General features: G+C 47.5%; 10 protein-coding genes. 8 read left to right on the forward strand and 2 right to left on the reverse strand.

What is annotated here, in order from left to right; translation table 11 throughout:
• Nucleotides 1-45 precede the first annotated feature (45 nt).
• From CVU62_09155 to CVU62_09185, 7 genes are all read left to right on the forward strand, one after another.
• Entirely contained in the window at nucleotides 46-714 is a 669-nt protein-coding gene (locus CVU62_09155; GenBank protein ID PKN37877.1) for a DUF1956 domain-containing protein, read from the forward strand.
• Nucleotides 699-1979, forward strand: a complete 1281-nt coding sequence (locus CVU62_09160; GenBank protein ID PKN37878.1) for a TolC family protein — start codon at nucleotides 699-701, stop codon at nucleotides 1977-1979. The genes CVU62_09155 and CVU62_09160 overlap by 16 nt, the downstream gene beginning before the upstream one ends.
• Entirely contained in the window at nucleotides 1976-3160 is a 1185-nt protein-coding gene (locus tag CVU62_09165; GenBank protein ID PKN37879.1) for an efflux RND transporter periplasmic adaptor subunit, read from the forward strand. Before CVU62_09160 ends, CVU62_09165 begins: the two co-directional genes overlap by 4 nt.
• Nucleotides 3157-3852: a macrolide ABC transporter ATP-binding protein gene (locus CVU62_09170; protein ID PKN37880.1), complete on the forward strand. Its 696-nt coding sequence runs from the start codon at nucleotides 3157-3159 to the stop codon at nucleotides 3850-3852. The genes CVU62_09165 and CVU62_09170 overlap by 4 nt, the downstream gene beginning before the upstream one ends.
• Nucleotides 3849-5078 carry a multidrug ABC transporter substrate-binding protein gene (locus CVU62_09175; protein PKN37881.1) on the forward strand — a complete coding sequence of 410 codons (1230 nt, stop codon included), beginning with the start codon at nucleotides 3849-3851 and terminating at the stop codon, nucleotides 5076-5078. The genes CVU62_09170 and CVU62_09175 overlap by 4 nt, the downstream gene beginning before the upstream one ends.
• A gap of 7 nt (nucleotides 5079-5085) precedes the next feature.
• A complete protein-coding gene (locus tag CVU62_09180; protein PKN38063.1) occupies nucleotides 5086-7674 on the forward strand; it encodes an ATPase in 2589 nt (862 codons plus the stop codon).
• Nucleotides 7675-7799: 125 nt separating this feature from the next.
• Entirely contained in the window at nucleotides 7800-8600 is an 801-nt protein-coding gene (locus tag CVU62_09185) for a hypothetical protein (protein ID PKN37882.1), read from the forward strand.
• Between the two features lie 29 nt (nucleotides 8601-8629).
• Here the strand turns inward: CVU62_09185 and CVU62_09190 are convergent, their stop codons facing one another.
• Both CVU62_09190 and CVU62_09195 read right to left on the reverse strand, forming a co-directional pair.
• Complete coding sequence (locus CVU62_09190; protein PKN37883.1) at nucleotides 8630-10363, reverse strand: hypothetical protein; 1734 nt, start codon at nucleotides 10361-10363, stop codon at nucleotides 8630-8632.
• A 164-nt stretch (nucleotides 10364-10527) separates the two neighbouring features.
• A complete protein-coding gene (locus CVU62_09195; GenBank protein ID PKN37884.1) occupies nucleotides 10528-10821 on the reverse strand; it encodes an antibiotic biosynthesis monooxygenase in 294 nt (97 codons plus the stop codon).
• A gap of 168 nt (nucleotides 10822-10989) precedes the next feature.
• Between CVU62_09195 and CVU62_09200 the strand changes: the two genes are divergently transcribed.
• Nucleotides 10990-12516, forward strand: coding sequence for an ATP-binding protein (locus CVU62_09200; protein ID PKN37885.1), 1527 nt, complete (start codon nucleotides 10990-10992; stop codon nucleotides 12514-12516).
• Nucleotides 12517-12533: the final 17 nt, after the last annotated feature.

The raw sequence follows: 12533 nt of genomic DNA on the forward strand, positions 1-12533 counted from the left end.
GAAATTATTCATACAGTTGTTTAAAACAGATGTTTGAATATATTTATGGAAAACAAGAAAACACATTCAAAAACACGCGCCGCCATCATGGAGGCGGCAGGCAAGATATTTGCCGAAGATGGATATTCCAAGGCGACGGTTCGGGACATCTGCCGGGAAGCCGGAGCAAATATTGCCGCTATCAATTACCACTTTGGCGACAAAAAGGGTCTTTATCTTGCCGTATTGAAACATTATCAGGAAATTGCTTTTCAAACTCATCCGCACAATCTTGGCATAAAAGAAGCACAAAAACCCGAAGAAAAACTGCGTGCATATATCAGGTCATTTCTTACGCGAATTATGGATGACGGCCATCCCGCCTGGTTCGGCAGACTTTTGGCGAGAGAATTCACCCAACCAACATGGGCGTTCGATATTCTGGTGGAGGAAACAATTCGTCCTTCCTTTCAACTGCTCACCGAAATTATAGCTGCTATTTTGGAGAAGAAATCTAAAGAAAGGATTGTGCGGCTGTATTCCATGAGTATAGTTGGTCAATGCCTTTATTTCCGCCATTCACACCCCGTGATTAGCAGACTTTATCCTGGTGAATTTTTCGGTCCTAAACAAATTGACGAATTGACTGAACATATTACTCTTTTTTCTTTGCACGGACTTTTAAAAGAAAAAAACAAAAAGAACTTACAGGTGAAAACATGCAAAAAAAGATAATCCTTATTATAATTTTTACATTTCTTCTGCCTTTGATAGCTAAAGCTATCGAGCCTGCTGCAAAAAACACGACATATAACCTCGAGCAATGTATATCAATTGCTCTGGGAAAACATCCGAGCCTCAAGGCTTCCGCGGGCACTATTAAGGCAAATGAAAGCAAAGTCGGGCAGGCTAAGGCCAACTACTACCCCCAGATCAACTTGTCCACGAGCTATCAGCGGATCGGCCCGACTTCCCCGCCCGGCAGCAATCTGGACTCTTATGATAAATATTCAACCGATGTCAACGTCGGAATGACCCTTTTCGATTTCGGCAAAACATCCACCCAGGTGAAGATTCAGAATTTGAATGTCAATGCCTCCCGGGCTGACTACGACGACGTCATGACCATGGTCGTCCTGAACGTGAAAAATGCCTACTATAATCTTCTACAGAACCAACGGAATCTGGTTGTTGCTATCGATACTATGCAGCAGTTCCAACAGCATCTGGATCAGGCCAACGCTTTTTTCCGCATCGGCACCAAGCCAAAATTCGATGTGACTAAAGCGGAAGTTGATTTCGGTAATGCCCGGCTTAATGTCCTGAAGGCGGAAAATGCTGTGCGCGCCGCCCGGATAACATTGAAGGATGTAATGGGCATTCCGGGTAACGCCGATTTTAATATTGTGGACAATCTGACTTTTCAAAAAAGTAATCTGCAATTAAACGATGTCTTGAGCAAAGCTTATTCCACTCGCCCCGATCTTCGTTCCGTGATTGCCAAACGGGAAGCTACGGAGAAATCAATTGATCTGGCCCAAAAGGGCTATTATCCCACGTTGTCTGGAAGCGCAGGTTACGGATATTCCGGAACAGATTTCCCTCTTGGCAGCGGCTGGAACGCGGGAGCCGCGCTTAGCTTCCCCATCTTTACCGGGCTTTCGACTAAATATCAGGTTGATGAAGCCAGAGCTAATCTTGAAGTTCTTAAAGCAAATGAAGATTCCATCCGTCAGGCAATCATCCTTGATGTAAAGCAGTCCTACCTTAATCTTCAGGACACGGCCCAACAAATATCCATGGCCGAAATGACAGTGCTTCAGGCTAAAGAAAACTATGATCTGGCATCAGGACGCTACCGGGCAGGTGTGGGCAGCCCCATTGAAGTCGCGGACGCCACTATAACCCTAAATAACGTACGAGCTAACTTGAATACAGCTCTTTATAATTATAAAATGGCACAAGCCGCCCTGGAAAAATCCATAGGAGTAAAACCATGAAGAAAAAAATTATCATTTTATCAATAATCGCTGTAGTGATTGTTGCGATCGGACTCTTCTTTTACCTCCGGGGAAACGGAAATGACATGGCCTATAAAACGGAAAAGGTCTCCCGCGGCGAGATTAATGCTCTGGTAACAGCTACAGGTACGGTAAACGCCGTCACGACCGTTTCCGTGGGCACACAGGTATCCGGAACAATCAAGAGGCTTATGGTCGATTACAATTCACCTGTGAAGAAAGGCCAGCTCCTGGCCCAGATCGATCCTGCTAATGTTCAGGCTCAGGTCGATCAGGCCAATGCCAATCTGTGGTCGGCCAAAGCAACCATGGAAAAAGCGGCCGTTGCCACTCTTGATGCCCGGCGAACCCTCCAGAGGAACAAGGAACTCTTTGACCAGAATTTTATCGCCAGAAGCGACTGGGAAACAGCCGAGACAAATTTTCAATCCGCAGAAGCCCAGCAGAAGGTAACCAAGGCACAGGTGGGACAGGCGCAGGCGGCCCTAAGGATCGCAGAAACGAACCTGCAATATACAAATATTCTTTCTCCCGTTGACGGAACCGTCATTTCCCGAAGCGTGGATGTCGGCCAGACAGTCGCCGCCAGTTTTCAGACGCCGACCCTCTTCAGTATCGCTCAGGACCTGACCAAGATGCAGATAGACACCAATGTGGACGAGGCAGACATCGGCAAGGTCCAGGTCGGACAGGACGTCTCCTTTACAGTGGATGCTTACCCCGATACGATCTTTAAAGGGAAGGTCGCCGTGGTGCGCAATGCGCCCATCACGGTGTCTAATGTCGTCACTTACGATGTTGTTGTTCATGTGGATAATTCCCAGTTAAAGCTAAAACCGGGAATGACAGCCAATGTATCCATCACGATCGAGACCAGAAAGGATGTTTTGCGAATTTCCAATGCGGCCCTGCGCTTCAAACCGGCAGAGGCAAAGGGTAAAAGCGAAAAATCCCAAGACAAACAGGGAATGAAAGGGACAAAAGTCTGGATACTGGAAAACAACAAACCGAAACCTGTCAAAGTGACGACTGGACTCAGTGATGGAACTTACACGGAAATCATGACCGGAGAACTTAAAGCAGGTCAGGAAATTATCACGGACAGTCTTAATAACAAAAAAACCAGCAGCAGCTCACGTCCGCCGGGGTTCATGCACTGATGACTCTTATCGAAACACATAAACTTGCCAAGCTCTATGATGTCGGCGATGAGGGCATTCATGCTCTGGAAGATGTGTCCGTTAAAATTGAAAAGGGAGAATTTGTCGCCATCATGGGACCTTCCGGATCGGGCAAATCAACCTTCATGAATATCGTCGGTTGTCTTGATCAACCAACGGCGGGCGAGTATTTACTGGATGGTCAGAAAATCAGCGGTCTGTCACGCGACGAACTGGCGGCCATTCGTAATCAAAAGATCGGTTTCGTCTTCCAGGGATTTAATCTGCTCTCCAGGACAACGGCTCTGGAAAATGTAGAACTTCCTCTTCTGTATAATCATGTGCCGCCTAAAGAGCGAAAAAATAAATCTCTGGCAGCCTTGAAAATGCTGGGGTTGGAAGGGAGAGAACACCACCATCCCAATCAGCTTTCCGGTGGTCAACAGCAGCGGGTGGCCATTGCCCGGGCGCTGGTCAACGACGCCCCTATTTTGATGGCTGATGAGCCGACAGGGAATCTCGACACGAAGACAAGCATTGAGATTATGGAACTTCTCGTTAAACTGAACAGAGATTCCAGAACAACAATTATTCTCGTCACCCATGAACCGGATATTGCCGCTTTCAGCAAACGGATCATCCGGTTTGTTGATGGACATGTAATCAGCGACGAGGAGGTAAAAAAAGCATGATCAGCATTTTTTCCACTCTCCGAATCGCCCTCAGGGCTTTGTGGGTCAACAAGATGCGCTCATCCCTTACTATGCTGGGAATCATCATCGGCGTCAGCGCTGTGATTATCATGCTGGCTGTGGGTACAGGGATCAGTGAGAAAATTTCCGGACAGATTTCCAGCATCGGCAGCAATCTCATAATCGTCGTACCCGGCAGTTCCACACAGGGAGGCATCAGGATGGGCGGAGGCAGTCAGTCCACCTTGACAAAGGACGATGCTGACGCCATCGCCAGAGAATGTTCCGCCGTTTCCGCTGTGGCTCCCGAACATCATGGCGCTGCTCAGGTGGTGTACGGAAATCAGAACTGGTCTACCAGCATTCAGGGAACAACCCCGGGCTTTCTGCAAGTGAAGGATTTAGGTCTCACAGCGGGACGAAACATGACAGATCAGGATATCCGCAACGCTACGAAAGTCTGCCTTCTGGGACAAACCGTAGTTGATAATCTCTTCGGCAGTATTGACCCTCTCGGCCAGATAATCAGAATCAAGAAGATTCCCTTCACGGTCATCGGCGTTCTGGAATCCAAGGGACAGTCACTTGGAGGTCAGGATCAGGATGATACCATTTTAATCCCTCTGACCACTGCGCAGAAAAAAATCTTCGGAACAACTATTCCGGGTATGGTGCGCACCATCATGGTCAAGGCCAGAAGCGAGGAGGACCTTCCTATAGCGGAAAGACAAGTGAATGATCTTCTGCGCCAGAGACATCGCATCGGCCCAAACAAGGAAGATGATTTTACGGTCAGAAACCTCACCCAGATACTGGAGATGGCGGAACAGACAACCAATGCCCTGACACTGCTTCTGGGGGCAATAGCCTCGGTATCGCTGCTGGTCGGCGGTATCGGCATCATGAACATCATGCTTGTTTCCGTTACGGAAAGAACCCGGGAAATCGGCATCCGCATGGCCGTCGGAGCAAAGACCTGGGATATCCGGATTCAGTTTATTATTGAGGCGCTGACCCTTTCCATGATAGGAGGGATTACAGGAATTATAATCGGCAGCGGCGGATCCGTCATTCTGTCTACCGTATTTGAATATCCATCAATTGTCTCGCCTCTGTCCATTCTGCTTTCGTTTAGTTTTTCCGGTCTGGTGGGTATCTTTTTCGGCTTCTATCCGGCCTACAAAGCATCCCTGCTCAATCCCATCGATGCATTAAGGTTTGAATAAAATACATATGGCGCTAACTGAAGAACAAGCTAAACAAATCAAAGGACTGTCCAGTGCAGAGGTCTTGGAAAAACTGAAGAGCGAGGGCTACAACGAGCTCCCCTCCTCCAAGAGGCGCAACATTCTGGCCATCGCCTTCGAGGTGGTGAAAGAACCAATGTTCCTGCTGCTCGTGGCGTGCGGCAGCATCTACCTCTTCCTCGGTGAACCTAAGGATGCCCTATTACTGCTTGGTTTTGTGTTCATCATGATGGGAATCACCATCTACCAGGAAGGCAAAACCGAGAAGGCTCTCGACGCCCTGCGCGACCTCTCCAGTCCCCGCGCTCTTGTTATCCGTAACGGACAACACATCCGTATTCCCGGCCGCGAGGTCGTGAGCGGCGACATGGTGTGCCTGGCCGAAGGTGACCGTATTCCCGCTGATGGAGTTATCGTCTGGGTCCGCAATCTCTTAGTAGATGAATCGTTGCTGACCGGTGAGTCGATTTCCGTAAGAAAGACCGCGGCGGCACAAGATCCGGCGAACCTGACAATGGGCAAGCCGGGCGGCGAGGACATCCCTTTTGTCTATTCAGGAACTCTGGTGGTGCAAGGCCAGGCCATCGCTTACGTCAAGGCCACCGGAATCCATACCGAGATCGGCGCTATCGGCAAGGCACTGCAAACTGTAGTCCCGGAAGACACGCTGCTCCAGAAGGAGACAGGACGTATCGTCAAGGCGGTCTTCCTCATCGCACTGATACTCTTTGGCCTTGTGGTTCTTATCTATGGGCTGACGCGCAGCAGTTGGATGGACGGCATTCTGGCCGGTATCACTCTGGCCATGGCTATGCTGCCCGAGGAATTTCCCGTTGTGCTGACAATCTTCCTGGCACTTGGCGCCTGGCGAATCTCGCTTAAGCAGGTGTTAACTCGCAAGATGGCCGCTGTGGAAACTCTGGGAGCGGCGACTGTGCTTTGTACTGACAAGACCGGTACCCTGACACAGAATATCATGGATATTCGTATGCTCATGGCCTGCGATGAATTCTATATCATCCGGAAAGAATACCCTATTCCCTTGCCCGAAACCTTTCATGAATTGGTCGAATTCGGCATTCTGGCCAGTAAGAAAGATCCCTTTGATCCCATGGAAAAGGCCTTGTTGAAACTGGGGTTGGATAAACTCGCTCAGACTAAGCACATCCATGCCAACTGGAGTCTGGTGCATGAATATTCGCTTTCCCCGGAGCTCCTGGCCCTGTCGCATGTTTGGAAATCGCCGGATGGAAAGGACTTCGTCATATCGGCCAAGGGAGCGCCGGAAGCCATTGCCGACTTATGCCACCTCGATGATAACAGCCGTAAATCACTGGCCGTAAAAATTGAACAGATGGCCGGAGAAGGACTGCGGGTGCTGGGCGTGGCCAAGTCCTACTTCCATGAAGAAAATCCCCTGCCTGCAATCCAGCATGATTTCACCTTTCAATTCATCGGTCTTATCGGTCTGGAAGATCCCATCCGTCCGACCGTGCCGGATGCCATCCGCATGTGTTATTCAGCAGGCATCAAGGTCGTGATGATCACAGGCGACTACCCGATTACCGCCCAAACTATTGCTAAACAAATCGGGCTTAAGAATCCGGAGAAGGTCATCACCGGCAAAGAATTGGAACAGATGAATGCTCTTGCCCTTCAACAAAGAGTCAAAGAGGTTAATGTTTTCGCCCGCGTGGTACCGGAACAAAAACTTATTTTAGTGAACGCTCTTAAGGCTGGCGGCCAAATAGTAGCGATGACTGGCGACGGCGTGAATGACGCGCCGGCTCTAAAATCCGCTCATATCGGCGTCGCCATGGGTGAACGCGGCACGGATGTCGCCCGCGAAGCATCAGATCTCGTTCTGCTCAATGATGATTTCTCTTCCATCGTCAGCGCCGTGAGAATGGGTCGCAAGATATTCGACAATCTGAAAAAAGCCATGGCCTACATTGTCAGCGTCCATATCCCGATTGCGGGAATGTCCCTGCTGCCGGTCTTTCTGGGATGGAAAGAGATGGTTCTATTACCCGTCCATATCGTGTTTCTGGAACTTATCATAGACCCCGCCTGTTCCGTGGTGTTCGAGGCTGAGGCTGAAGAAGCAGGAATCATGCAGCGCAATCCCCGGGATCCCAAAGAGCGCCTGTTCGGTAAACGTTCTCTAGTTATTAGCGCAGCCCAGGGGCTCGTGGCCCTCCTCGTGGTAGCCCTGGTCTTTAAGGCCGCACTCTATCTGGGACAATCCATGGATGAGGCTCGCGCCATCGCCTTTGTTACTTTAATCATCTCCAATCTTTGTCTCATCCTGACCAACCGCAGTTGGTCACGAATCATCTTTGCTTCCTTCAAGGCACCCAATCCCGCGCTTGTCTGGGTCATGGGAGGAGCGCTCATCTTCCTGGGGCTTGTGATTTTTGTACCCTTTCTGCAGGAAATTTTCCACTTCGCCCCCATGCACGCCATAGATTTCTGTCTGGCCATCATCGCCGGGATCGTGAGTATCACCTGGTTCGAAATTTTAAAAATCTTCACGCGGAAAGAGCATATCGATTTGCTTGAAGATAAAACATAGAAAAGAAATCAATGAAAGTTGATCGCAAAATATCGCATTGACACACACAGTTATTCCTTATATGTTCGCGCCGTGAGAAGGAAGGAAAGGTCTTGTTCTGTAGCAAGTAAAAAGTTTTAATATTCATGAAAACACAAAATATAATTAATAAATCCACAAAAATAATCTGGCATAAGTGGTCAGTAGCCTTCAAAATAATGCCCGTGATTATTTTGGTAGCCATATTAAAGTTTTTTTCTCATAAATTCGGATTTGAGATTATGGAATTAAATGCCCTTTTTACCAGTTTGGTAGCGGGTACAATATTCCTGATCGGATTTCTTATTACGGGCGTACTTTCCGATTACAAAGAAAGCGAGAAAATTCCCAGTGAACTAACGGCATCCTTGAAATCATTATTTGATGACGCATACACTATATATAAAGGCAAGAATTCCACCCCTGCTCATCAATTTATGGAATTTCAAAAGTCATTTATTAATTCTTTGGTGGATTGGTTCTATAGAAAGGAAAGAACTAAATCCATGTTGCATAAAATCAGCGCTATGAATGATTTTTTTGTTGAACTTGATAAAGAAGGTGTTCCAGCCCCCTACATAGTAAAAATGAAGAGTGAACAAAATAACATCAGAAAAATGATCATGAGAATTGACACTGTCAGAGACACCGATTTTATCAGTTCAGCTTACGCAATTGTGGAAGCGATGGGGTTCCTGACCGCACTTGGTCTGATATTTACTAAAATTGAACCATTTTATGCGTCTCTCTTTTTCACATTACTTGTTACTTTCCTGATTGCCTATATGGTTTTCTTAATTAGGGACCTTGATAATCCGTTTGATTATGGCGTTAACGGCGAAGGTGGAACTGAGATTTCCTTAAAGCCGCTTCGCGATCATGAAACTGCTTTAAAAGATTTCAAATAATTAAACATGTCTTTACTTATAAGCAGAATTTAAGAATTTTCAAATTTTAGAGAAAAACCTTTACCGCTTACGATCTCTGGCGCCACGTTGGGCACAATATGATCCGGGATAATGAAACGCGCCCCGCCGGCATTTACTATATCCTTTTGTATATCGATGCCTGGCATAAGTCGGATTAACTCAAGGCCTTCTTGAGTTAGTTTGAAGACGCCAACCGTGGTTACGTAAAATACAAGTTTACCAGCTTTCAGCGCCCTTTGGGCATTGAAAGTAATCTGGTCCACCTTGTCAATGAATTTAAGCTTGCCCGATTTCTTAAGTCTTACACAGCCGTTTTTCAATTCATATTTTGCTTTATCCATCCAGTTTCCCACAAAGATGATTGTCTTGGCATATTCGACAATATCCGTGAACCCTCCCGGCCCAACGAAATTTATCATCTTGGGACCCCTATGAGATACATTGACATTTCCTGATGAATCCACCTGCAGAAATCCGAGCACGCTGGTTTCCAGTTTCCCTTCATAAAGATGAAACATTTCCGCAGTATTCAAGAGGCGTTGCGGGCTGATGGCCGCGCCAAAATAGACGCCTGCAGCCGGGAGACCGCCGTAAGCTCCGCCTTCGGTAGTAAAAATAATTTTCTTGTATAATCCGAATTCATAAAGCATGCGGGCGACTTCCTCGCCGATGCCTATGCCTATGTTCACAATAGCCCCGGATTTGGTGTTCTTGACAAAAGTATCGGCGCATAAGCGCGCAATAATATCGGCAACCTTACCGCGATAGGGAGTAACTTCTATAAAGGTGTTGATGGACTTCATAAGCTTAACTGCTTCGTCGTCCACGTCAGATGAGCAGGCCGAAAAATAAGGCTGGCATTTTGCCTGGAGAAAACCTCCGGCCTGTTCGTTACGCGGGTTGACTACGATTGCATCAACATCATCTGCCTTAATAGCGATTCGAGAGATGTCCTTGGGAATAACTTTGGATACTGATACGATTACCTTACCGCTATTTTGTCGCGCCGCTGCCGCTGCATCTTTGTAGTCCAAAATCAGGGCCGCGTCGGTAAAGTAGATATTACCTTCACTATCGGCATAAGGCGCAAGAAAGAGCGCTCTATCTATTACGGGCAGATAACATTCCAATTTTTCGCCCTTAATTCTGATAAAATTATTTCGTGCCCCGGAAGATACGGCCGAACCGCGGCCTATGGCCGGATCAAGAAAAGTGCCCCGTCCTATACTGGTTTCAATGGAACCAATACCCTTTGTCTGGGCTTCGATCAAAAACGCCATAATTCCCTGCGACATGGTATGAAGCTCGAGTTTACCCTCGTCGGCCAGTTGCAAGAGCGCCTTGGCGGTTTCACCATGTCCAACAATATAACGTGTGATAATTCCCGGTGCGCAAAGTTCCTCGATTGTACCGGGCACCTTGCCGCGGCCGCCCTGCGGGCATGTACCGATCACTGTCAAATTGCAGGGATGACCTGTGCGTTCAAAGGCGTCTCTCAATGCCCAGTAAAAGATAGAGGCGCGGCCGATAGATGTAAAACCGCCAATAGTAAGTGTTGCCCCATCGGGAATCATTCCGGCCGCCTCGCGGGCGCTGATAAACTTGGGCACCAGACCTGCCGGCACATAATCCAAGTCACGTCTGGTCCATGTCAGACGGAAATACAAAAGCCCGGCTATGGTTTTGGACATCTTGAGTATATTTACTCCTTTGAGTGCCCACATACTTCTTACTACGTCCATTCTTCCTCCGGCTTTTTCTTCACGCTCAAACGTCCGACGTCAACGCCAACACACACTCAATGCTTTCATCGAAAGCGCATTCCCGCAGGGAAAGCAAATAGAACTCTACATTGATGAAAGTTTTCGCCATTATGGCGAAAACTTCATTTATAATGGGAACAAGATTATTTTATAATCTCGTAACAGGTTTTGATATCCATGCCCGGCTCCAACAATGGTATAATCTTTTCAATATTTTTCATCAAATTTGCAGAATGCAGTTTCAGGGCATCTTTATCAATATATTTCTCATAAAAAATAATGGCCTTGTCATCGCCACGAACAGTATGGGGTATATATTCCAGACATCCCGGTTCGTTCGCTTTAATTTTGGGAACGATTTCTTTCAGAGCATTAATCGCCTCTTCCATTTTTCCTTCTTTAATTTTTAAAGTCGCAATCAGCGTAATCATTATCATATCTCCTTATTTATATTTTATAATGAAAGTATAAGGAGAAGACTTTTGCGTGTCAACTTTTTAAACTTGCAGATGCAGAATTTATTTCGTTATTGACATATAGCATCGTTCTTCCTATACTTTCTTAAAAAGCAACCACATGAGAATTGCCACAAATAAGGAGCAAATATGACCGCACCGCTTGTTATCGCCATGTCTCAGGGTAAGGAAATTGCTTTATTGCCGCAAATGGCCAATCGCCATGGACTTATCACAGGAGCTACCGGAACAGGAAAAACCGTTACTTTGCAAAAGATGGCGGAATCCTTTGCGTCAATCGGAGTACCTGTTTTTATGGCTGACGTTAAGGGAGACCTCTCCGGCATAGGTGCAGAGGGCGTTTCATCGGAAAAACTGCTCAAACGTCTGGAAGGAATAGGCGTCAAGGAATTCAAGCCCCGATCCAACACAACAGTATTCTGGGACGTGTACGGCAAATCAGGCCATCCGGTGCGGGCAACGGTTTCCGATATGGGCCCCCTGCTTCTGGCGCGCCTGCTAAACTTGAATGATACTCAATCCGGCGTTTTACAAATTGTCTTTAAAATAGCTGATGATAACAAACTTTTGTTGATTGACTTGAAGGACCTGCGGGCGATGATTCAATTTGTGGGAGATAACGCCAAAAAATTCAAGACAGAATACGGTAATATTTCCACCGCTTCCATCGGCGCGATACAGCGCGGTCTTCTGACTATCGAAGAGCAGGGTGGCGACAAATTCTTCGGCGAGCCGATGCTGGACATAGCGGATTTGATACAGACGGACAGCGAAGGACGAGGCGTCATGAACATCCTTGCCGCTGACGAACTCTATAATAATCCTAAACTCTATTCCACTTTCCTGCTCTGGATGCTGGCTGAACTTTTTGAACAATTGCCTGAAATTGGCGATGTGGAAAAGCCCAAGCTTGTGTTCTTCTTTGACGAAGCGCATCTTCTTTTCACCGACGCTCCAAAAGCTCTCCTGGAAAAAATTGAACAGGTTGTGCGCCTGATTCGTTCCAAAGGCGTGGGAGTTTATTTTGTCACCCAGAATCCTCTGGATATACCCGACACGGTCCTTGCTCAACTGGGCAACCGTGTTCAACATGCATTGCGTGCATTCACGCCGCGTGATCAGCAGGCAGTTAAAACGGCTGCGTCAACGATGCGCCAAAACCCGGCCTTTGACGCCATGCAGGCAATTACCGAACTTGGTGTCGGTGAAGCGTTGATTTCTTTTCTTGATGAAAAGGGGCGTCCCTCGGTTGTAGAACGCTCCTTTGTCATTGTTCCTTTCTCGCGCATGGGTGCAATGACCAATGATGAACGTTTGACCGCTATCAAAGCTTCTACTATTTACGGACATTACGAAAAAACTCTTGATCGCGAATCCGCTTATGAGAAATTACGCGGCGGCGCACAGGAAGCCGCACAGGAAAATAAGCCGGCAGTTAAAGTCGAAGAATCCGCTGCACCCGCTAAAGATGAGGGTGGAATTTTAGGCGGCATCGGCGGTGGTTTGGGCAAAATCATTTTCGGGAGCACCGGCCCCCGCGGAGGTCAGAGAGAAGGAATGGTGCAGGCCGCCGCAAAAAGTATGGCTCGAACCATAGGTACGTCTATAGTACGCGGTGTTCTTGGATCAATTCTTGGCGGCTCGCGCCGCAAGTAAAGTATAAAGCGAAACAA

The organism is Deltaproteobacteria bacterium HGW-Deltaproteobacteria-2, assembly GCA_002840505.1.
GTDB lineage: Bacteria > Desulfobacterota > Syntrophia > Syntrophales > Smithellaceae > Smithella.